Genomic DNA, 21,822 nt, shown 5'->3' with positions numbered 1-21,822 from the left:
GGCCATGATCGGCCATGATCGGCTCGGCCTTGCGCCTTAGCCCCAGCCGATCCAGACGGCGAGGTGATAGGTCAGAAATGCCGCGACCCACGCAAGGCCAAACATATAGCCCAAGGTCACCCAGACCCATTTGCCAGACCCGGTTTCGCGCCGGATCACGGCCAGCGTCGCTAAGCATTGCGGCGCGAAGATGAACCACACCAAAAAGGCCAGCGCGGTGGCCAAGCTCCATTGGCTGGCCAGCGTGGCGCCCAGCACCGCCTCGCCGCCTTCGGCGGCGATCGAATACACCGTTGCCAAGCCTGCCACGGCAATTTCGCGGGCTGCCATTGCCGGGATCAGTGCCACCGCGATTTGCCAATTGAACCCGACCGGGGCCAGAACCGGCTCGATGAACTGGCCGATTTGGGCGGCAAAACTGTAAAGGATCGCCGGTTCCGTCGCGCCTTCGGGCGCTTGCGGGAAGGTGGCCAGAAGCCAGATCACCACCGTCATGGCAAAGATCGTCGTGCCCGCGCGCTTAAGAAAGGCGGTGGCCCGCGTCCACAGGGCAAAACCAACCGAGCGGGGCCGCGGCACTTTGTAATCGGGCAGATCCAGCATGAACGGCGGAGAGGCGGCGCGGCGCGCAAACAGGAATTTCGCCACCGCCGAAACGGCCAGCGCCGAGACGATGCCCGTGGCGTAAAGGCCAAACATAACAAGCCCTTGCAGGTTCATAATGCCCGCCACCTGCTTGGCCGGAATGAAGGCCGACACAATCAGCGTGTAAACCGGAATGCGCGCCGAACAGGTCATCAAGGGCGCGACAAGGATCGTGGTGATCCGGTCGCGCGGATTGTCGATCACTCGGGTCGCCATGATGCCCGGAATCGCACAGGCAAAAGACGACAGGAGCGGGATGAAGGCGCGTCCATGCAGCCCGGCGCCGCCCATGATCCGATCCATCAAAAAGGCCGCGCGCGCCATATAGCCAAGGTCTTCGAGCAGCAGAATGAACAAAAACAGGATCAGGATTTGCGGCAGGAAGATCAAAACCCCCCCGACGCCGCCGATTACCGCATCGGTCAAGAAGCTTTGCACCAAGCCCTCGGGGACATGGCCCGCGATATAGTCGGCCGTCGCGCCGAAGCCCGCGTCGATCATATCCATGAAGGGCGCAGCCCCGGCAAAGACCGCCTGAAACATCACGAACAAAAGCGCCAGCAGGAAGCCAAGCCCCATGACGGGGTGCAGCAAGACCCGGTCGATGCGATGGGTGACCGTGTCATGTTCGGGCGGCAGCGTCACCGCGCGGTCAATCAGCCGGTCGGCGGCGCGATGGCTTAGCCGCAGGTCCGCCGCATCGGGCGGCGCCCACATATTTGGGCCCTTTTCGGGCAAACCTTGCGCCAGTGTCGTATCGATCTGCGCCAGCAGCGCCTCCAGCCCGCCTTTGCGCACGGCGGTTGAGGTGGTGACGGGCACGCCCAATTCCTCGGCCAGCGCGGCGGTGTCGATCTCGATTTTGCGGTGCCGGGCGATGTCGATCATGTTCAGCACCACGATCATCGGCAGACCGGTTGCTACCAGCTCCATCGCAAGCCGCAGCCCGGCGCGCGGCGCAACGGCATCCACCAGCACCAGCATCAATTCCGGCGCGGGTTCATCGGGGTGATGGTTCAGCACCACATCGCGGGTCACGATCTCATCGGGCGAGCGCGCGCGCAGGCTGTAGGTGCCGGGCAGGTCGGTCAGTTCGATCCGGGTCGCGCCGGGGGTGGTAAAGCTGCCGACCTTGCGTTCGACGGTCACGCCCGCGTAATTGCCAACCTTTTGGCGTGCGCCGGTCAGCGCATTGAACAGGGCTGTCTTGCCGCAATTGGGCGGGCCAACAAGCGCAAGACGATAGGGGGCGGAACGGGCAGGGTCGGTCATAAGGGCTTACGAGACAAGGATCGCCATCGCCTCGCGGCGGCGCAAAGCGACGGTGGTGCCGTTCACCCGCACCGCGATCGGGTCGCGGCCAAACAGCCCCTCGTGCAAGATGGTGACTTTCGCGCCTTCGACAAAGCCCAGCTCGATCAGGCGGCGTTCCATCTCATCGGCGGGCAGGCAGGCGGAATGTTCGGTGGGCAGGATGTGAAACACATGGCCACTAAAGCCGCGGTGCAGCGTGCCCAAGGGCTGATGCTCGGCCAGCGGTGCATGGGCCGCTTGGGGCAGGTCTGGCGACAGCATCATGGGGCGCTCCTTCGCGGCACGAGTCGGACCTGTTCCGGCTCGGCTTGACGTCATACTGTTTTTTCCGACTGGAATGGTCAAGATATGCCTCATGCGCTTGGTCTGTATTTTGCGCGACCCGCCGCGACAAGTAAATGCTTGCGCGAAAATAGCTGCTTACGGCGGGCTTTTGCCGCAGGGGGCGTGATCGGTTGCCGTGAAATTGGGCACTGCCGCAACCGGCGCACGCCCTGCCGCGCGATCTTGGTGGATGCGCGGCGCAGCTTCCCCTTGGCGCATATCACTGCTACATGCGCCGCGAAGGAGCGCCCGATGACCCAGTTCAGCTTTTCCCTGTCCGCCACCGATGGCACAGCCCGCACCGGGGTAATTTCCACCCCGCGCGGCGAGATCCGCACCCCCGCCTTTATGCCGGTGGGCACGGCGGCGACGGTCAAGGCAATGATGCCCGAAAGCGTGCGCGCAACGGGCGCCGATATTTTGCTGGGCAACACCTATCATCTGATGCTGCGCCCCACGGCGGAACGCATCGCGCGGCTGGGTGGCTTGCACAAATTCATGAATTGGGAGCGCCCGATCCTGACCGACTCGGGCGGGTTTCAGGTGATGAGCCTTGCAAGCCTGCGCAAGCTCACCGAAGAGGGCGTGACCTTTTCAAGCCATATCGACGGGTCCAAACATCACCTGACGCCGGAACGCTCGATGGAGATCCAAAAGCTTTTGGGCTCTGACATCGTGATGGCTTTTGACGAATGTCCCGCATTGCCCGCAACTGATGCCGAGGTGGCAAAGTCGATGCGGTTGTCGATGCGGTGGGCGCAGCGGAGCCGCGACGCTTTTGGCGACCGTCCCGGCCACGCGCTTTTCGGTATCATGCAGGGCGGGGTGACCCGCGAGCTGCGCGAAGAAAGCGCCGCGGCGCTGACGCAAATCGGCTTTGATGGCTATGCGGTGGGCGGTCTTGCCGTGGGCGAGGGGCAAGAGGCGATGTTTTCCGTGCTGGATTACGCGCCCGGTTTCCTGCCCAAAGACAAGCCGCGCTATCTGATGGGCGTGGGCAAGCCCGATGACATCGTCGGCGCGGTCGAGCGTGGCATCGATATGATGGATTGTGTGCTGCCTTCGCGTTCGGGGCGCACGGGGCAGGCTTGGACCCGGCGCGGGCAGATCAATATCAAAAACGCGCGCCACCAAGATGACCCGCGCCCGTTGGACGAGGCTTGCACCTGTCCCGCCTGCCGCAACTATAGCCGTGCGTATTTGCACCATGTGTTCCGGTCGCAAGAGATGATCTCGGGCATGCTGCTGACGTGGCACAACCTGCATTACTATCAAGAGCTGATGCAGGGCCTGCGCGATGCGATTGCGGCGGGCACGCTCAGCGCCTTTGTCGCGGATTTCCACGCAAAGCGCGCCGAAGGCGATATCGACCCGCTTTGAAGCCGGTTTACTGCCCCGCGATCAGCACCACCGCTGCGTAATGGGTCGCGGCGGCGGCCAGCACATGGCCGTGCCAGATCGCGCGCGAAAACGGCAAGCTTTTGAGTTTGTAAAACACCGTGCCCAGCGTGTAGATCAGCCCGCCCGTGCCCAGCAAGATCAGCACCGCAACCGGCAGCGCCTGCAACAGCGGCCAAATCGCCAGCACCCCAAGCCAGCCCATGGCCAGATAAAGCACAAAGCCGAACCGTTCGCCCCGGTGAAAGAAGCCCAGCTTCATCACCATGCCAATCAGTGCCAGCGCCCAGATCGTTGCCGTCATCGCAATGCCCAAGCCACCGCCAAGGCCGATCAGCGCCATCGGCGTATAGGTGCCCGCGATCAAAAGATAAATCGCAGCGTGATCGAACCGGCGCAAGATCGCGCGGGCGGGGGCATAAAGCGTCAGGTTATAGCCCGCCGAAAAGCCGAAGGACGCAATGAGGCCCACCGCATAAATGACCAGTGGCCAGATTTTCGGCCCCAGACCCGCCATCGCGGCCCAGACCATCAGCGCGGAAACGGCCGCCACCGCAAAGGTGACGCCCAGAACATGCATCACGCCATCGGCGAAATGCTCGCGGAACGAATGGGCAAGTTGGTGTCGTGTCATCGGTGGCTCTGCTGTGAAGGGGCCACCCTTCTACCATGCGCCCGGCCCGCGCCAAAGGCTGACGCAGCGTCAGCGGCGGGCGGGGCAGGGGCCGGGTCGCTTAGCGCGCCAGCACCACCAGATCGGCGGCGCGCAGATCGCCCTGGGGGTCGGGGCGTGTGCCCGGTGTGACAATGCGGATCGACAGATCCAAAAGCGGATAAAGGTCGCGCAAAGGCGCGCTGGTGCGCAAAAGCTGCGGCCCCGCGACCAGCACCACCTGCACCGTTTCCGGCAGCGGCGCGGGGGCTGGTCCCTCGGCCGGGATCTGCCCCAAGTAGCGGCACAGCGCGGCCCCATCCAGCGCGCCTTCGGCATCGGTCAGGCCGTCGAGCGGCAACAGCGCCGCGCGACCGGGCTGTTTGGCGTTCAGCGCCTCGGCGATTTCGCGCGCCAGCGCGGCTTCGCCCGCTCCCGGTGCCCCGGTCACGGCCACGATCACCCGCGCTTCGCCCAATTGCCCGATATGGCCGGGCAGATCGGCGCGGTCGACGCGCAGTTCCGAGGCCATGAACGCGCCGACATCGCCCATCGGGCCATTGCTGTCACCGAGCCAGAATTCGGCCATCAGCCCATCGCCGCGATCAATTGGCCCAAGGCGCCCACCGGGTTGTCGGTGCGCCAGATTTCCTCGCCCACGGCAAAGAAATCGGTCACCGGCGCATAGGCGCGCACCAGATCGGCGGTCAGCGCGCCTTCGGCGACGACCGGCACTTCGATCATTTCAGACCACCATTCGAACAGCTCGCGTTCGGGGCGCGCGCCGGTGCCAAGGCCGGTTTCGCCCACCGGGCCAAAACAGACGTAATCGGCGCCCGCTTCGCCCGCGGTCATGCCTTCGTGCTTGGAGGCCGCGCAAAACGCGCCCACGATCGCCTCGCCGCCCAATTCCTTGCGCGCTGCCCGCACCGAGCGCGCCGCATCGGTCAGATGCACGCCATCAAGCCCCAGCCGTTCCACCAGCCCGACATGGTTTTCGATCACCAAGGCCACATCGGCGGCATGGGCCACCTCGCGCACCGCATCGGCGGCGCGCAAAACGGCATCTTCGTCGCGGCTGGCCAGAGCGAGCCGCAGGCAGGCCACATCATGCGCCCCCATCACTTGGGCCAAAAGCGGCGGGAAGGTTTCAAGGTCGAATGTCGGGGGCGTGAGCAAGTAGATCTGCGGGCGATCTTCGGCCATCGGGCTCTCCATTTGGTTTGGCGCTTGTCTAACCCAGCCGCGCGCGCCTTGCCAGAGGGCGCGCACAAGGCTATGGGGCGGGCATGAGCGAAAACACCCCCTTCTTTATCCTGATCCGGCCCCAGATGGGGGAGAATATCGGCGGCGCAGCCCGTGCGATGTTGAACTTCGCGTTGAACCGGATGCGTTTGGTCAGCCCGCGCGATGGCTGGCCAAACCCCAAGGCGGTGGCGATGGCCTCGGGCGCGGCGGGGCAGGTGCTCGATCATGCGGGCGTTTTTGCCACCACGGCCGAAGCGATTGCCGATTGCGATTTCGTCTTTGCCACCACCGCGCGCGGGCGCGAGTTGACCAAACCGATCTACACGCCCGAGGCCGCGATGGCCGAGGCGCGCGCGCGCATTGCACAAGGGCAAAAGGTCGGCGTGATGTTCGGGCCCGAGCGCACCGGGCTTGAAAACGACGATATCATCCGCGCCAATGCGATTATCACCGTGCCGGTGAACCCGGAATTTTACTCGCTCAACCTTGCGCAGGCGGTGCTGCTTTTGTCTTACGAATTCGGCCGCCAAGGCAGTGACGCCCCGGCGATTGATCCGGGGCTGGCCGGGTCCGAACCCGCCACCGCGCTTGAGGTCGAGAAACTGGGCGATCATTACGAGGAACGGCTTGACCAAGCGGGCTTTTTCTTCCCCGAGACGAAGGCGCCGATGATGAAGCGCAATCTGCGCAATATGTGGAGCCGGTTCGGCCTCACCCGCGCCGATGTGCAAACGCTGCATGGCGCATTGCGCCAGTTGATGCGCGGGCGCGACTAAGCTTGTTTGTCTGACAGCGCGCGGCCATCTTGGGCCATGAGCAAAGCGATCCGCAAAGCGATTCTGGCGCTTGCCCTTGGGGCGGGGCTGGGGGCGTTTGCGCTTTTGGCGTTCTTCCCGGTGCTGCGCGGCGCTGTTTGCCCAAGCTGCTATGGGCTGGAACAGGTGTCGCCGGTGCTGTTTGTCGAGGCCGAGATGCCGGCTCACGCCCGCCACGCGCTTTTGGCGCAACTGGATCAAGCGCACCGGAAGATTGCGCAAATATTCGGTCCGGCGCAGGCGCATCTGCGGATTTTGGCCTGCGAAACCGATGCCTGTGATCGCCGGCTGGGCGGGCGCGGGGCGGCGGCGGTGACCTATTCCTTGGGGGCTTATTCGGTGGTGCGGCTTGCCCCGCGCGGGCTTTCGCCCACCATCTTGACCCATGAACTGACCCATACCGAAACCCACGCCCGTCTTGGCGTGCTGCGCCAGGTCGGCCAGCGGATGCCCACTTGGATGGATGAGGGGATCGCGGTCATCGTCTCGGACGATCCGCGCTATTTGCGGGCCGGGCAAGGCGTGGCGCGGTGCCGCAAGCCGCCGCGCGCCGATCTGCCGGTTTCCCCCCATGATTGGGGCGGGCTGGCCGCGCAAGACCGCGACATATATGCCGAGGCCGCCTGCGCCACGCTGCGATGGATGGCAAAAAAAGGCGGCTGGTCGGCGCTTTGGGCGCGGCTGGACGCGGGTGCCCCCTTGCCCTAAGGGGGGCGCGCGGGCCTGCCCCCTTGCCCCTTGGGCGTGCGGGGCCTAGTCTCGCGCACGGTCAAAGTAGGAGCGCCCGATGGGGATGAAACCGTCGAAGAAAACCAACCGCGCCCTGTTCGAAGAGGTTGGGGCCGAGACGCCAAAGCAAATGCCCGCAGCCCCGAAAGGCGGCATGATCGACGCGCGGCCCAAAGGCGCGCGCGGGGCGGTGGCCTTTTGGATGGCAAGTTTGGTGCTTTTGGCGCTGGTGATGCTGGGGCTGGACCAAGTCGCGCTGCCCGCGCCTGTGGCCGAGGTTCAGGTCTACAGCGGCCCCGCGCTTTTGGGGGTTTGGTTTTTGGGCGCCCTTGGGCTGGGCCTTGGGCGAAAGTTTCCGCGCGGATGGGGCGTGCGCAGCCTTGGGCTTGGCGCGCTGTGTCTTGTAGCGCTTTTGTCGGATAACGCTGTTTTCTTAAAAATCGACAAGGCTTTACAGGGCGATGTTGTGCCCGAACAGGTCGCGGTTTTGCCGCAAACGGGGGATCTGCCGCCGCTGGTGATGCTGCCCGCTACGCCGCCCGAGCCGACCCCGCAACCCGCGCCCGAAGCTGTGGATGAAGCTTTGCCCGAGGCGGCCCCCTCGGCCCTTGCCCCCTATGTCGCGCAGGCCGGGCACTATACCCAGGTCGCGGCCTCTTTCACCGCCATGCAGATCGACCAAATGCGCCGCCTGCTCACGGCACCGGTGCTTGAGGCGTTGCGCGCGGGCTTGGCGCTGATGATTGCGGGCTTTGCGTTTTGGTATGCGCTTCTTTTGGGGCGCAGCGAGGCCGAACTGATTTCGGCGCGTCGGCAGGGAGAAAAGGGGCTGACGGGTCTGGCCTCGGGCGTGATGCATTTGGGCTTTGTGCAAATCTTGCTGGGCGCGCTGGTTTCTGCATTGGGGGCGGGCGCGGTCTATATGGATTGGCCCTTGATGGGCGGCGCGTTCTTCCCCGCCGATGCGTTGTCGCTGGAACCCGCTTGGCGCAATTTCATCGAAAACCAAGGGCTTGTGCAATTTCTGCACCGGATCGCGGGCTATCTGTTGGTGGTGTTGGGGATCGTGGCGTTTGTGCGCTCGCGCCGGTCGGTCCATGCGGTCACGCGCACGGCCTTCTTGATCGCCTTCATCTGGTTGATGCTGGCGGCGGTGCTGGGCGTGGTGACGCTGCTGCGCGGCGATGCGGCCGAGATGGTGCTGGCCCATCTGGGCGTGGTGGTGCTGATGTGGCTCTTTGTGATCCGCGCGCGTTTCTTGGCACGCTATCCGCGTGTGCAATCGATCCGGAGGTCGTGATGACAGCCTATCCAGAACTTTGTGCGCATCTGCGCGAAACCGAGGCGCTCAGCTATGTGGCCGAACGTTTGGGCTGGGATCAGGAAACGATGATGCCGCGCGGCGCGGCCCAGCAGCGGGCCGAGGAAATCGGCGCGCTCGAGGCTGTCTTGCATGCCCGCCGCACCGATCCCCGGATCGAGGATTGGTTGGCCCGGGCCGAAGCCACGACTGCGGTCGAGGCGCGGGTGCTGGATCTGGCCGGGCGGGCCTACAACCGCGCAAGCCGCATTCCGGCGCGGCTGGCCACCGAATTGGCCCGGTTGACCTCGCTGTCCCAAGGCATCTGGGCCGAGGCGCGCGCCGCCGAAGACCCCGCGCATTTCCTGCCCACGCTGGCGCAGGTTGTGGCGCTGAAACGCGAGGAGGCCGCCTGTCTGAGCGAGGGCGATCTTTACGACGCGCTGCTTGACGATTACGAACCCGGCGCCACGCATCGCCAGATCGGCGCCATGTTCGACCGGATGCGTCCGCGGATCGTGGCCTTGCGCGATAAGGTGCTGGGTGTGGACCGCGCGCCCAACGCCATCGATCATGTGTTCCCCGAGGCGGCGCAATTGCGCATGGCGCGGATTTGCGCCACCGCCTTTGGCTATGATTGGACGGCAGGGCGGCTTGATAATTCGGTCCATCCTTTCACCTCGGGCTCGGGGTGCGATGTGCGCATCACCACCCGCGTGGTGGAAAGCGATCCGTTCAACTGCCTGTATTCGACGATCCACGAGGTGGGCCACGGCTGTTACGAACAGGGGATCGACCCGGCCTATGCTTTCACGCCTTTGGGGCGCGGCGTATCAATGGGTGTGCATGAAAGCCAAAGCCGGATTTATGAAAATCAGCTTGGCCGTTCTGCCGCCTTTACCGGCTGGCTTTACAAGCGCATGGTCGAAGGCTTTGGCGATTTTGGCGTGCCGGATGCGGCGGCTTTCCATGCCTGTGTGAACCGCGTCACCCCGGGCTTTATCCGCACCGAGGCGGATGAGCTGCATTACAACCTGCATATCATGCTGCGCTTTGATCTGGAGCGCGCGCTGATCGCGGGCAAGCTGGAGGTCGCCGATCTCGAAGAGGCGTGGAACACGCGGTTCGAGGCTGATTTCGGCGTCAAAGTTGATCGCGCCTCGCATGGGTTCTTGCAAGATGTGCATTGGTCGGTCGGCCTCTTTGGCTATTTCCCGACCTATAGTTTGGGCAATGTTTATGCGGGCTGTCTGAACAAGGCGATGCGCGCCGAAGTGGACGGGATCGATGCCGCGCTGGCCGAAGGCACGGCGAAACCCGCGACCGATTGGCTGCGCGACAAGCTGCAACGCCATGGGGCGCTGCGCCCGCCGCGCGAGACCATCTTTCATGCTTGCGGCTTTGAGCCCTCCGAAGCGCCGCTTCTCGATTATCTTGAGCAGAAATTCGGCGCGATCTACGGGGTGTAACCGGGGCAGGGGGCGCTGCCCCCCGTCTTTTCAGGACGTCCCCCGGGATATTTGCCCAAGGGCAAAGAGGGGGCAGCGACCCCTTTTCGATTTTCTATGCGACCGAGGTGAATTTGTTCGCCGGTGTGGTGATCCGGCTTTTGGCATGTTTGACCCCGGCAAAGCGGCCCGCCAATGTTTGCGGCCCGGCGGTGACGCGGAAATAGTCGTATGCCTTGGGCCGGTCAAAGGCGCACAGATATTGGAAATGCAAACGAAAGAAACGCCAGCGCAAGGCCTTCCAGCGCGCGGGGCTGAGCGTTTGCGTGAAGGCGGCCGAGAGCACCAGTGGATGGCGCTGCCCCTGAGGCCCGACGCCCGAGACGCGCACCGGATCACACAAAGCAAAGGCACAGCCATCGCCCGGCGCGGTGACATCGACCCATGTCAGCTCTGCACGGGTGCTTAGATAGGCCAGATCGCCGCGCAGGCGGCGCGCTTTGGGCAGGTAGCTGACCATTGGCACCACATGGCCGAGCGAGAGAAACCCAAGCGCGGGTCCATTTTCGGGTACGCGGCCCGCGCGGATCAGATCGGCCAAGATCGAGACGGCCAGATGCGCCCCCGAGGAATGGCCTACCACCAAAACCTCGTCCCAGTCTTCTTTCAGGGCTTGCGCGATCGTCTCGCCAAATTGCGCCAGTCGCGCCTCGAGCTCGGGCGGGTTTGCACCGCCCCAGCGCGCGGTAAAGGCGTAATCATGCATCAGGTAATAGGCGTAAAAGGTGCCGTCTTTTTTGCGAAACCAGCGCAAGATCCCCCAGACAACGCCCAGCCCCGCGAGGGCCGAGACCCCGGTGGTAAGGAACGGCAGCAGACCGGGCATGGAAAAGAGCGAGACGGCCCATCCCAGAAAGCCCGACAGGGCGGCATAGGTGAAAAAGCCCAAGCCAAGCGCCAGCAGCAACTGCAAAATCAGCGCAAAAATCGGGTATAATGCGGCAATCACCGGCCCCTTGCGCAGCCGCATCAGCCGAAACAGCGCGCCCGAGCCGATATAGGCCCAAGCGGTGCGCAGCAATTGCCCGTAAGTCGCCGGGATCGAATTGGCCATGCTGTCGCGCACGATATCGGCCCAGATCAGCACCTCGATATCGGCCTCGACTGCCGCGCCGTCTTGGGTCGAACGCACATGCCAGCCATAGGGGCCGCCGCTGCGTTTGGGCGCAAGGGTGAGGTCATAGCCCGAAATCTGCGCCTGCGCGCGGCCCTCCTTGCGGTAAAGCTCGCGGTAGCGGCGCGGATGGATCGGATCATAACCGGGGATGTAGAACACCCGCCGCTTGGCAACGTCTTGGGTCATTTGGGGCCTATCTTGCGGGCTTTGTCGTCGCCACGCTAGCAAAAAAGCCAAGTCAGTGCTGTGACTTATGCCCCATTCCAGCGCGTGACATTGGCGCGGATCGCGCGCATGCGCGCCTCGGTCGCGGGATGCGATAAAAGCCAAGCGGGGGCCGCGCCCGCGCGCGCGCCGGTCAGCGCATCAAGCTTTTCAAACAGGCTCAATTGCGGTTCGGTGCCGATCCCGGCCTTGAGCAGCAGCGCCGAGGCGAATTCATCGGCTTCGAATTCATCGCGCTGGCTTAGCCGCGCGGCAATTGCGGCGGTGATCAGATTGGCGATCCATGGCCCGATGAAGGGGATGAACCGGCCCAGAAGCCCCGCCAGCAGCACCCTCAACAGGTTCTGGCCAGAAAAATCCAGCATCCGGCGTTTCGCATGGCCGCGTGCGACATGGCCCAGCTCATGCGCGATGACCGAGGTCAGTTCCTCGGGCGTGACCTTGCCCTCGCGGTAAAGGGCCATGAATCCCTCGGTCAAAAAGACCCGGCCATCGGGGGCGGCCAGCCCGTTCACCGGCGCGATCTGGTAGACGAAAACCGGCAGCGTTTCGACCCCAAGCGCCTTGCGCAACCGCTCCAGATAGGGGGCCAGCCGGGTGTCGTTCAAAGGCCGCGATTCGGCGGTGAGCTTGCGCATCGTGGCGCGGGCGGAGAAATGCCACATCAGCAAGCCGCCACCGATCAGCAGCAAGAAGGGCAAAAGGCGAAGAAGCAAGACCATCGTGCAAAGATGGGGATCGGTTGGCCGGGGTCAATCCCCGATCAGCCGCGCGGGCCGTTTTGCGCTGCGGCGCGTGCGCTCGGGCGCGGAGGGGCGGCGCAAGGCCCGGATCAACCAAGCGCCCAGCCCGATCGCCACCGCGCCCGTGGCCATCAGGCCCAACACGTTGCCCGCCAGATCGGCGGCCGCATCCAGATTGGCGCCAAACACCAGCCCAAGGCCGATATAGGCCGCGACCCAGACCGCTTCGCCCGCAATATCGGCCAGCGTGAACCGCGTGTGCCCATAGCCCGAGGCCCCGCCGGCAAGATTGACCCAAGGCCCCAACGCCGAAAATAGCCAGCGCGACAAAAACACCGCCAAGGCCCCGTTCTGCGCCAGCTTTTCCAGCGCCACGCTGACCAGCGCGCCGCGTTTCGAGCCGGGCGCGGGTAATAAATGCCCCGCGCGGCGGCCAAAGAAATAGCCGATCTGATCACCCAGCAGCGCCCCGGCAAAAGCCGCCGCTGCCACGGCGGGCAAGGACAGATCGCCCGTGGCGACAAAGGCCCCCGCCGCGATCATCAAAAGCGACGAGGGAACCGGCAGCGCAAGGCAACTGAGCAGCGTTGTCACCCCCACAAGCCAAGGTCCGTAAAGCGGCAGCGCGGCCAGAAACCATTCGGTCAGCGCATTCATGGGGTGCGGTCCGGGCGCGGCGCGGTGCCCGCCACATTGGGCAACACCGCTTCCAGCCGCCCGATCAGATCGGGCAGCGGCACATCCAGCGCGCGGGCGATCCGCTCCAGCGTGGGCGGCCCATGCCCCACCAGCGCGGGCCCGTTTTCGATGCCAAGGATCGCATCGACCTCATCGATTTTCAGATGCCAGCTGCGGGCGATATAGCCTGGCGTCATCCAGCCTTCAGGCGCTTGGCGGTGGTGGCCGGGATCGGCCCAATAGATCGTGCGCACCACGATCCGCCCGCCAAAAAAGGCCGCCAGAACCGCCGCCAGCACAAAGCCGATGAGCGCAAGCCGTTGTTCGCGCCACAGCCGGCGCAGCGCGTTCATCCCAGCACCTTCATCGCACGGGTGATCCCTTCCAGCGTCAGCGGGAACATGCGGCCCGCGAAAATCTGATCGATCATGCCAATCGACATCGTATAGGACCAATGCCGTTCGGGCACCGGGTTGAGCCAGATGTGATCGGGCCATTGTTCCATTGCGCGTTCCAGCCACAGCGCGCCGGGTTCGGGGTTCCAATGTTCATTCGCGCCGCCGACATGGCTGATCTCATAGGGCGACATCGACGCATCGCCCACGAAAATGCATTTGTAATCGGGGCTATAGCGGTTGAGCACCTCCCATGTCGGGGTTTGCTCTTGCCAGCGGCGGCGATTGTCGCGCCAAACCCCCTCATACAGGCAATTGTGGAAGTAATAATGTTCAAGGTGTTTGAATTCGGCTCGCGCGGCGGAAAAGAGTTCATCGACCAGCGCGATATGGTCATCCATCGAGCCGCCCACATCCAAGAACAAGACCACCTTCACCGCATTATGCCGTTCGGGGCGGGTTTTGACATCGATATAGCCCGCCTCGGCCGAGGCGCGGATCGTGCCGGGCAGGTCCAACTCTTCTTGCGCGCCATGGCGTGCCCATTGGCGCAACCGTTTCAGCGCCACCTTGATGTTGCGGGTGCCCAGCTCGACCCGGTCATCGAAGTCGCGAAACTCGCGCTTGTCCCAGACCTTGACGGCGCGGCGGTGGCGGCTTTCGTCTTGGCCGATGCGCACGCCTTCGGGGTTGTAGCCATAGGCGCCAAAGGGGGAGGTGCCCGCCGTGCCGATCCATTTGTTGCCGCCTTGGTGGCGGCCTTGCTGTTCCTTGAGCCGTTCGCGCAGCGTCTCCATCAGCTTGTCAAAGCCGCCCAAAGCCTCGATCTGGGCCTTTTCTTCCTCTGACAGGTGTTTTTCGGCCAGCTTGCGCAGCCAATCTTCTGGCAGGTCCAGCGCTTCCAGCACGGCTTCGGGCGTCAGCGCCTCAAGACCTTGGAAGCTTTCGGCAAAGGCGCGGTCGAAGCGGTCTAGATAGCGTTCGTCTTTGACCATGGCGGCACGGGCGAAGTAGTAAAACCCGTCCAGATCATAGGTACACAGCCCCGCCGCCAGCCCCTCTAGAAAGCTGAGGTATTCGCGCGGGCTGGCGGGCACCCCCGCCGCGCGCAAGTTTTGATAAAACGGCAAAAACATGCAGCCCCCCGCGCCAGTTCCCGGACGCGGGGTGGCCGCGCCCGATCAGCCGCGCCCGGCGTGGGCGAGCGCCGCAACCTCGGTCGCCCGTTCCTGCGCCGCAGCAGCGGAACCAAAACCGTAGCGCGCCCATTGCGCGGAGTCGAGCCGGGCCCGGCGTGCCTGTGCGGTGTTGCCAAGCGCGTCATAGGCTTCAGCGCGGATCATATAAAGTGTGGCGGTCAGGGTGGCATTTTCGCCCTTCAGCGCCGGGGCCAGCGCGCGATCGGATAGGGCAAGCGCATCCTGCGCGCGGCCCGAAGACAGGGCGAAAGCGGCCAATTGCATATCCACATGCGCCGTTTGGATGCCCGCGCCGGGTGTGGCGCGATAGAGCGCGCCCGCGCGCTCAAAGGCGTGCAGGGCGGTCATCGGATCGTCACGCACCGAAAGCCGCCCCAGCGCAAACCAGCCAAAGGCGGCGCGGGTGTCGTGCCAGCCTTGTGCGGCGGCAAGCTGGATTGCGGTCATTGCCGCGGCACGGCGCGCGGCGGTGCTGCCCGGCCCGATGGCGCGGTTGACCGCGCTGACATAGCTGCGCGGGGTTGGGTCATCGCGCAGCCCGCGCACCGGCCCGCCTTGCGGATTGAGGCGGGCAAAGACCGTGGGCAGCTTGGCTTGCACCTCTGGCGCGCTCATGCCCGATTTCAGGTCCGCCGCATAGGTCGCGCGCAATTGCATCATGTCATAGCGGGTCAGCACGGTGTGGAAGTTGTCATCGTTCCAGACCGAATCCGGCAAGCGATAAAGGTCATTGAGCGGCCCCAGCGCTTGGCTCGTTTCCTCATGCAGGCAGTCGCGCACCTCTTGCGGGGTGGCTTCGGCGGGGATGAAGACGGTGGCAAGACGGCGCTGCTTCACCTGCGCCCAATCGCCTGCGGGCGTGCGGCGGGTGGCGCGATACTCGGCCCAGTTGCGGGCGTTGGGCACCACGAAGCACGCTGCATTGGGCACTTCACGAGTCATTCGGCTGCGCGGTACGAATTCGATCTGAATGTGGTTCTGTGCCGAATTGCCCTGTGCAATCGCGATCCCCGCCTCGTTGCGCAGCCGCTGCACCAGCCGCGCCAATTCCTTGGCGGCCGTGGGGGGCGCGCCCGCGCCGAGCGATATGGTGATCGGCCCTTCAAAGCGGGAAAACTGCGGGATCGGGCGGCCCGATTCCAGCGCGAAACTTAATTCCATGAAGTCGCGCGCCAGTACCGAATTGCTGGGCAGGGCGGCGGGGCGTTGCGCGGGCACCGATGTGGCGATGCTCGCCGATGGATCGGCCAGCGGCAGATCGATCGATGCGGTCGAGGCCCGTGTCGAGGGCACATCGACCAGCGCCGGCGCAGAGGCACAGCCCGCCAGCACGGCGGCAGCGGTGAGAGGCCCAGATAAACGGGCAACAGACAGCATGGCCCGCAGCGCGGCATGGCGCTGGGGCCGGGCGGTTTCCACGGTGGCAGCCGCAGAAACCGCCCGGGGCGGCAGACACTTCGAACGCATGGCAGTGCGTATCCCAGGTTTTGGAGGCCTTGAGCGATGCAAGGCTCAACTTCGACTGGTAATACTTTGAGTTCCAATGAGATTTTAATATGGCATCGCCGGGGTCAGTGCCATTAACCTTTCAAACACCTGCCGTGTTGTTGCCGTATTTGGCGCCGGGCGCGGGGTTTGATGCGGTTGCGGAAACGCAGCGTTCAAAAAACGGCCTAAGACCGGCCCATTGATGCCCATTTGCGATCATGTTGTTTCCGGTGCGGAAACACGCATAGGGTGTAAGTTTTCGTAAATATTCGCCTTTTTTCGCGTTTCGCGTGGTTTGTCGCGAAAAGCGCTCCGCGCGGTGCAGCGGCCACAAAGCAAAACGCCCCAGCCGAAGCCAGGGCGTTTTGAGGAAAGATCGAATCCTGCGCGGCTTTGTGCCTTAGCGCGCGCGGCGACGCCCCCGGCCGCCCCCGGCGGCTGCGGCCGCCGACGCTTCGGCAAAGGTCGCGCCCTCTTTCATCGCGTCCAGCACTTTCGACAGTTTGATCCACTCCATCGAGTTCGGGTCGTGATCCATCAACAGGTTGGCGGCGCGGATCGCCTCCATCTCTTGGCTGCGCACCGGGTTCATGATCGCCGAGGTCATGCCCGCGCCAATCGCCATCGGCAAGAAGGCCCCGTTGACGCCATGCCGGTTCGGCAGACCGAAGCTGATGTTGGAGGCGCCACAGGTGGTGTTCACGCCCAGCTCTTCGCGCAGGCGGTTCACCAGCGTGAAGACCTGACGCCCCGCCGAGGCCATGGCGCCCACCGGCATCACCAGCGGGTCCACCACGATGTCATGCGCGGGAATGCCGAAATCGGCGGCCCGTTCGACGATCTTTTTCGCCACGGCAAAGCGCACATCGGGGTCTTCGGAAATCCCGGTGTCGTCGTTCGAGATTGCCACCACCGGCACGTTGTACTTCTTGACCAAGGGCAGCACCATTTCGAGCCGCTCTTCTTCCCCGGTGACCGAGTTCAGAAGCGGGCGGCCCTCGCAGGCCTCAAGCCCGGCCTCCAGCGCAGCAGGCACCGAGCTGTCGATGCACAAGGGCACATCGGTGATCGCCTGCACGCGGGTGATCAGATCGCGCATCAGCGGCGGTTCGACAAAGTTGTTGTCGGCATAGCGCGGGTCTTCGGCCATCTTGTTCGAAAACACCGCGCCCGAGTTGATGTCGAGCACCGTCGCCCCACACACAACCTGTTCCAGCGCATCTTTCTCGACGGTGGTGAAATCGCCCAGCTCCAGCTCGGCGGCCAGTTTTTTGCGGCCCGTCGGGTTGATGCGCTCGCCGATCACGCAGAAGGGCTCGTCGAAGCCGATGGTGACGGTCTTCGTCTTGCTCTCGAGAATGGTGCGGGTCATTGTCAGCCTTTCACTTGTTCCGCGATCCAAGTCGCGTTTGTTTTGATACCGCCCAGCGGGAAGAAATGCACGGCCTCGATCCCGAAGGCGGGATTGGCGGCCTTGTGCCGGGCCAATTCTTTCAACAATTCCGTCGGTTCCAGCGGCGCCAGAAGCTTGGTCACATCCTTGGCGCGTTTTTGCAGCACTTTGAGCGAGGGGCCAACCCCGCAAGCAATGGCATATTTGATCAGCGTTTGCAGTTTGGCCGGGCCCGCGATGCCGATATGCACCGGCATGGTGATGCCTTCTTCGGCCAGGCGGTTCACCCAAGCGATCATTGGACCGGCTTCAAAGGCGAATTGGGTGACGATGGCGCAATCGGCATCGGTGGTATCGGCAAAGCGCTGTTTCATATGCAGCGCCTGCATCACCATCTTATCGCCGCCTTTGGGGTCGATGTCGCGGCTGCCTTCGGGGTGGCCCGCGAAATGGAGCCGCTCAAAGCCCGCGAACGCGCCGGTTTCGACCAGTTGCATCGCATTATCAAGGTTGCCCAGCGGCGTGGTCGGCCCGCCGCCCAAAAGCAGCGCCTGTTTCACGCCCGCTTCGCCCTTGTAGCGCGCGACCCAGTCACGCAATTGCAGCGCGTCGCGCATGATGCGGGCCGGGAAATGCGGCATCGGCTCAAAGCCCTCGTCGCGCAGCCGCTTCACAGTGGCGACCATTTCTTCGATCGGCGTGCCTTCGATATGGGCCACATAGACGCGCGTGCCCGCGGGCAGAAGCTCGCGGAAATCGGGGATCTTGGCAGCGGTGCGCGGCATCACCTCCATCGAGAACCCGTCGAGAAAGGCGGGCAGGGGGCGATCGGTCGGCGCAACAGTCTCGCGGCGGAAGTTCAGAAGGGCCATGTCTTTCTCCGTCAGTTTGGCGCGCTGGGTGGGGGGGCGTTGTCCCAGCCGTCGTTGGCAATCAACCGCGCCAAAGCCGCGGCATCGTAATCGGAGAGAACCCGCGCCAGTTCGGCTTCGGCTGCTTCTGCATCCGAGCCGTCGCGGGTGCCGATCATCACCTTGCGCCATTCCGCAAGATAGGCATCGCTGTCTTTCGCGCCCACCTTCATCGCGCAGCGATCAATCGCCTGTTCGAACCGTTCGGGGAGCGGTTTTTTCACGCCCCTACGGCCAGAGCCGGCAATGATCTGCGCGGGTATGTCGCGCCAGAAGACGATGGTGATGTCAGCCATGAGTGATTCCCTCTTGATCCACCATTACGTGTCAAAGCGACGCCGCCGAAGACGGATTTCGACACCTTTCGCAAGGTTGGCGACACTGGCCCGTTTCCTTCGCCCGCTGTGGCACGAATGCGCAAGCTCGAATCCTGCATGAAGATGATGAGCCGCGCTCACTTGCCCTTTGCGTCAAGCATTTTTCGGCCTTTTTGGGGGGGCGGGCACGCCCCGCTTGGCCGTTCTTTTGCTGGGGTCTGGGGCCCAGGGCCCGCGCCGCGCTTGGCGCGGGACGTGGCCACATGTCCCGTCGCGGCGCGCGGCGGGGCGATGTGGCGTCGGATCGGTTCGCTTTTGCGGGGCGAGTGCTGTGCCGAACCGGACCTGTGATCGTCGTCACCAATTCGTCACCTGCGCGCTTGATCCCTGTCTCCCCGCGCGCTACCTAGGGGGTAACTTGAAATCGGAGGGCGTGACGATGGCGCCCAGGCGTCCTCGGGCTGCGGGCGCGATCCCGAAAACGGTAGAACGCGCTGCACCCACCCCCGCCGAGCCGGGCGAGCTTTATGCTGCGCTTGACCTCGGCACCAACAGTTGCCGGATGCTGATTGCCCGCCCGAAGGGCGATCAGTTTCAGGTGGTCGACAGCTTTTCGAAAGCTGTCCAGCTCGGCCAAGGGTTAGAAGCCTCTGGGCGCCTTTCGCGTTCGTCGATGGCGCGCACCGTGCAAGCACTGCAAATCTGCCGCCGCAAAATCGAAAGCCATGGCGTCAAACGGATGCGTTTGGTGGCTACCGAAGCCTGCCGTCGCGCGGGCAATGCGCGCGATTTCATCCGCTATGTGCGGCGCGAAACCAACCTGCCCCTGGAAATCATCCCGCCCGAGGAAGAGGCACGGCTGGCGGTGATTTCCTGCGCCTCTCTTGTCAATGCGGCGACCGAACAGCTTTTGGTGGTCGATATTGGCGGCGGCTCCACCGAACTTGTCTGGATCGATATTTCCCGCGTGCCATGGCGCGACCGTCCGCGCTCGATCATGCGGCTCTCGGGCGGTTTTTCGCAGCCCGAATGCGATATCCCCTCGGCGCGGGTGGTGGATTGGATTTCGGTGCCGCTTGGGGTGGCCACGCTTAAGGATCAATTCGGCGATGTCGAAGACGATGCGGCGCGCTTTGCGCTGATGTCTTGGTTCTTCGAAGAAAAGCTGGCCGATTTCGCGCCCTATGCCTCGGGCACGCCGCAAGCGGGGTTTCAGGTCATCGGCACGTCGGGCACCGTGACCACGGTCGCGGCTTGCCATCTGGGGCTGAAGCGTTATGACCGCAACCGGGTGGACGGGCTCACCATGACCTCGGGCGAGATTGACGCGGTGATCCGGTCCTTTCTCAACCTCGGGCCCGACGGGCGGCGCGCCGATCCGCGCATCGGGCGTGACCGGCATACGCTGATCATGTCGGGGGCGGCGATCTTGCAGGCCTTGATGCGGGTGTGGCCGACGGATCGGATGTCGGTGGCCGATCGGGGGCTGCGCGAAGGGCTGTTGTATGCGCAAATGGCCGAAGATGGCGTGCTTGAAGAAATGAAGCCGATCGCAGGGGAAATGAAATGACGAAAACTCCGACCGGCAAGAACACCTCGGGGCGTGGGCAACGCGATCTGCGGGTGCGGGTGAAAACCGCCAAAGGGCGCAAACTGTCCTCGACGCTTTGGTTGGAACGCCAGTTGAACGACCCCTATGTGCAGCGCGCCAAGAAAGAGGGCTATCGCGGCCGCGCGGCGTTCAAGATTTTGGAGCTTGATGACAAATACCGCTTCTTGGTGCCCGGGGCGCGGGTGGTGGATCTTGGCTGTGCGCCGGGGGGCTGGTGTCAGGTCGCGGTAAAACGCGTCAATGCCTTGGGTGAGAAATCGGGCAAGAAGCGCGGCACCGTTCTGGGCGTCGATTTGCAAGAGGTCGATGCGATTGCGGGCGCCGAAATCCATCAGCTCGACTTTCTGGAAGACGATGCCGATGAAAAGGTCAAAACTTGGCTGGGGGGCCGTGCCGATGTGGTGATGTCGGATATGGCCGCCTCTGCCTCGGGCAACCAGCAGGTCGACCATTTGCGCATCATCACGCTGTGTGAACATGCCGCCTATTTCGCTTTTGACGTGCTGGAAGAGGGCGGCACCTTTGTCGCCAAAGTGCTGGCCGGCGGCGCCGAACAGGGTCTGATGACCGTTTTGAAAAAGAATTTCGAGAAGGTGGTGAATGTGAAACCGCCTGCGTCCCGAAAAGACAGTTCAGAAAAATTCGTTGTGGCGACAGGCTTTCGCGGCAAGCGCCATGAAGATGGTGCCGATCCCGAAGACGAAAGCTGACCCTGGGTCAAGGCATCGGCCTGCCGCGCCTCTTGCGCTAACATGAATTCCGCCTATCCTGTTTTTTCGTCGCACCGAAAAGAGGGGAGGCTTTCCGATGCGCAATTCCGGGCCGCAGGGCCGCAACCATGCCGAGATCGTGCAATCTGTTGTCTCTTCGCCGCGTGCGGCGGGGCAGGCGGGCTTTGCGGCGTCGTGGCGGCGCTCGATGATCCATCACAAGCTCGATCCCGCGCGGATCGAAGCAGCCGATCGGCTGAGTGCGCGCGAGGTTGCGCAGCGCCGCGAAGCTTCGGGGCTTTTGGTGCGCGTGGCCGCGCCGGTTCTGGATCGGCTGGCGCGCGCGGCCTGCGAGGCGGGCTGTGCCGTCTTTCTATCCGATGCCGAGGGGCTCGTTTTGGATGAGCGGATGCGCGAGGGCGATCGCACCGCGTTTCACGGATCGAACCTTGCGCCCGGGTCTGATTGGTCCGAGGGGCGCGAGGGCACGAATGGCATTGGCACCTGCGTGGCCGAGGGGCGCGCGGTGACGGTTTGGCGCGACCAGCATTTTCGCGCCAACAATACCGGGCTGACCTGTATGGGCGCGCCGGTCTTTGGCGCCGAGGGGGAATTGGCGGGCGTGATCGATGTATCCTCGGCGCGCGATGACATGACCGAGGGCTATGCCCGCCTTGTCGGGCTGACGGTGCAAGATGCGGCCAGCCGGATCGAGGCGGATCTGTTTCGCGCCTCGTTCGAGGGCGCGCGGATCTTGTCGGCGGGCGGCGCAGAAGACGGACCTCAGGGTGTGATGCTTTTGGCGCTCGACCGCGATGATCTGGTGATCGGCGCGACGCGCGCGGCGCGCAAGCAATTGGGGCTGGAGGCGGCGCAGATCGGGCGTTTGCCCGCCAATGATCTGTTTGGCACCCGGCCCGAGCCCGGCCAGGGCGCGCTGGCCGAGGCACAACGGGCAGAGATGGCGCGCGCTTTGGCGCGCTCGGGCGGCAATGTCTCGGCCGCGGCGCGCGATCTGGGTATTGGCCGCGCCACCTTTTACCGCAAGGCAAAGGCGCTCGGGCTCGGCGTTTAAGGCCCCTTGGGCAGGGCCGCGCGTTC

General features: G+C 64.1%; 22 protein-coding genes. 8 read left to right on the top strand and 14 right to left on the bottom strand.

Going from position 1 to position 21,822, the window contains the following annotated elements; translation table 11 throughout:
• Positions 1-36: 36 nt before the first annotated feature.
• Together feoB and CKO11_RS03950 are read right to left on the bottom strand one after the other, a co-directional pair.
• On the bottom strand, positions 37-1,917 hold the full coding sequence (feoB, locus tag CKO11_RS03955) for a ferrous iron transporter B (protein ID WP_223633181.1): 1,881 nt from the start codon (positions 1,915-1,917) through the stop codon (positions 37-39).
• 6 nt (positions 1,918-1,923) lie between these two features.
• Positions 1,924-2,223: a ferrous iron transport protein A gene (locus tag CKO11_RS03950; protein ID WP_223633179.1), complete on the bottom strand. Its 300-nt coding sequence runs from the start codon at positions 2,221-2,223 to the stop codon at positions 1,924-1,926.
• A 312-nt stretch (positions 2,224-2,535) separates the two neighbouring features.
• On the opposite strand from CKO11_RS03950, the gene tgt reads away from it, so the two are divergent.
• Positions 2,536-3,663 (top strand): tRNA guanosine(34) transglycosylase Tgt, encoded by a 1,128-nt coding sequence (gene tgt / locus CKO11_RS03945; protein ID WP_223633176.1) that lies wholly within the window; start codon positions 2,536-2,538, stop codon positions 3,661-3,663.
• Positions 3,664-3,670: 7 nt separating this feature from the next.
• Here tgt and trhA read toward each other — a convergent pair whose 3' ends face one another.
• The 3 genes from trhA to CKO11_RS03930 form a co-directional block, all read right to left on the bottom strand.
• The gene (trhA, locus tag CKO11_RS03940) at positions 3,671-4,315 is read right to left on the bottom strand and encodes a PAQR family membrane homeostasis protein TrhA (RefSeq protein ID WP_223633173.1); all 645 of its coding nucleotides are present in this window, start codon (positions 4,313-4,315) and stop codon (positions 3,671-3,673) included.
• 100 nt (positions 4,316-4,415) lie between these two features.
• Positions 4,416-4,922: a hypothetical protein gene (locus tag CKO11_RS03935; protein ID WP_223633171.1), complete on the bottom strand. Its 507-nt coding sequence runs from the start codon at positions 4,920-4,922 to the stop codon at positions 4,416-4,418.
• Positions 4,922-5,539 carry a thiamine phosphate synthase gene (locus tag CKO11_RS03930; RefSeq protein WP_223633169.1) on the bottom strand — a complete coding sequence of 206 codons (618 nt, stop codon included), beginning with the start codon at positions 5,537-5,539 and terminating at the stop codon, positions 4,922-4,924. Before CKO11_RS03930 ends, CKO11_RS03935 begins: the two co-directional genes overlap by 1 nt.
• Before the next feature lie 83 nt (positions 5,540-5,622).
• Between CKO11_RS03930 and CKO11_RS03925 the strand changes: the two genes are divergently transcribed.
• From CKO11_RS03925 to CKO11_RS03910, 4 genes are all read left to right on the top strand, one after another.
• Positions 5,623-6,357 carry an RNA methyltransferase gene (locus tag CKO11_RS03925; protein ID WP_223633167.1) on the top strand — a complete coding sequence of 245 codons (735 nt, stop codon included), beginning with the start codon at positions 5,623-5,625 and terminating at the stop codon, positions 6,355-6,357.
• 36 nt (positions 6,358-6,393) lie between these two features.
• Positions 6,394-7,104 carry a hypothetical protein gene (locus CKO11_RS03920; RefSeq protein WP_223633165.1) on the top strand — a complete coding sequence of 237 codons (711 nt, stop codon included), beginning with the start codon at positions 6,394-6,396 and terminating at the stop codon, positions 7,102-7,104.
• 79 nt (positions 7,105-7,183) lie between these two features.
• A complete protein-coding gene (locus CKO11_RS03915; protein WP_223633163.1) occupies positions 7,184-8,425 on the top strand; it encodes a COX15/CtaA family protein in 1,242 nt (413 codons plus the stop codon).
• Positions 8,425-9,894 (top strand): carboxypeptidase M32, encoded by a 1,470-nt coding sequence (locus CKO11_RS03910; RefSeq protein ID WP_223633161.1) that lies wholly within the window; start codon positions 8,425-8,427, stop codon positions 9,892-9,894. The genes CKO11_RS03915 and CKO11_RS03910 overlap by 1 nt, the downstream gene beginning before the upstream one ends.
• A 94-nt stretch (positions 9,895-9,988) precedes the next feature.
• Here CKO11_RS03910 and CKO11_RS03905 read toward each other — a convergent pair whose 3' ends face one another.
• From CKO11_RS03905 to CKO11_RS03865, 9 genes are all read right to left on the bottom strand, one after another.
• Complete coding sequence (locus CKO11_RS03905; RefSeq protein WP_223633159.1) at positions 9,989-11,236, bottom strand: hypothetical protein; 1,248 nt, start codon at positions 11,234-11,236, stop codon at positions 9,989-9,991.
• Between the two features lie 65 nt (positions 11,237-11,301).
• Positions 11,302-11,997 (bottom strand): M48 family metalloprotease, encoded by a 696-nt coding sequence (locus tag CKO11_RS03900; RefSeq protein ID WP_223633155.1) that lies wholly within the window; start codon positions 11,995-11,997, stop codon positions 11,302-11,304.
• Positions 11,998-12,027: 30 nt separating this feature from the next.
• Positions 12,028-12,675 (bottom strand): DedA family protein, encoded by a 648-nt coding sequence (locus CKO11_RS03895; protein ID WP_223633152.1) that lies wholly within the window; start codon positions 12,673-12,675, stop codon positions 12,028-12,030.
• A complete protein-coding gene (locus tag CKO11_RS03890; RefSeq protein ID WP_223633149.1) occupies positions 12,672-13,049 on the bottom strand; it encodes a hypothetical protein in 378 nt (125 codons plus the stop codon). The genes CKO11_RS03895 and CKO11_RS03890 overlap by 4 nt, the downstream gene beginning before the upstream one ends.
• Entirely contained in the window at positions 13,046-14,227 is a 1,182-nt protein-coding gene (locus CKO11_RS03885) for a vWA domain-containing protein (RefSeq protein WP_223633146.1), read from the bottom strand. The genes CKO11_RS03890 and CKO11_RS03885 overlap by 4 nt, the downstream gene beginning before the upstream one ends.
• A gap of 45 nt (positions 14,228-14,272) precedes the next feature.
• Entirely contained in the window at positions 14,273-15,757 is a 1,485-nt protein-coding gene (locus tag CKO11_RS03880) for a DUF2927 domain-containing protein (protein ID WP_223633142.1), read from the bottom strand.
• Positions 15,758-16,178: 421 nt separating this feature from the next.
• On the bottom strand, positions 16,179-17,150 hold the full coding sequence (locus CKO11_RS03875) for a methyltetrahydrofolate cobalamin methyltransferase (protein ID WP_223633139.1): 972 nt from the start codon (positions 17,148-17,150) through the stop codon (positions 16,179-16,181).
• Positions 17,151-17,152: 2 nt separating this feature from the next.
• Positions 17,153-18,043 (bottom strand): methylenetetrahydrofolate reductase, encoded by an 891-nt coding sequence (locus tag CKO11_RS03870; protein WP_223633136.1) that lies wholly within the window; start codon positions 18,041-18,043, stop codon positions 17,153-17,155.
• An 11-nt stretch (positions 18,044-18,054) separates the two neighbouring features.
• A complete protein-coding gene (locus CKO11_RS03865; protein ID WP_223633133.1) occupies positions 18,055-18,378 on the bottom strand; it encodes a virulence factor in 324 nt (107 codons plus the stop codon).
• 460 nt (positions 18,379-18,838) lie between these two features.
• Between CKO11_RS03865 and CKO11_RS03860 the strand changes: the two genes are divergently transcribed.
• From CKO11_RS03860 to CKO11_RS03850, 3 genes are all read left to right on the top strand, one after another.
• Positions 18,839-19,969, top strand: a complete 1,131-nt coding sequence (locus tag CKO11_RS03860) for a Ppx/GppA phosphatase family protein (RefSeq protein WP_223633130.1) — start codon at positions 18,839-18,841, stop codon at positions 19,967-19,969.
• The gene (locus CKO11_RS03855; RefSeq protein WP_223633127.1) at positions 19,966-20,721 is read left to right on the top strand and encodes an RlmE family RNA methyltransferase; all 756 of its coding nucleotides are present in this window, start codon (positions 19,966-19,968) and stop codon (positions 20,719-20,721) included. Before CKO11_RS03860 ends, CKO11_RS03855 begins: the two co-directional genes overlap by 4 nt.
• A 97-nt stretch (positions 20,722-20,818) precedes the next feature.
• Positions 20,819-21,796, top strand: a complete 978-nt coding sequence (locus tag CKO11_RS03850; RefSeq protein WP_223633124.1) for a GAF domain-containing protein — start codon at positions 20,819-20,821, stop codon at positions 21,794-21,796.
• Positions 21,797-21,822 lie beyond the last annotated feature (26 nt).

It is taken from the genome of Rhodobacter sp. TJ_12 (assembly GCF_020023995.1).
Taxonomy (GTDB): domain Bacteria; phylum Pseudomonadota; class Alphaproteobacteria; order Rhodobacterales; family Rhodobacteraceae; genus Rhodobacter.
This window is presented reverse-complemented; position numbering and strand designations above follow the sequence as displayed.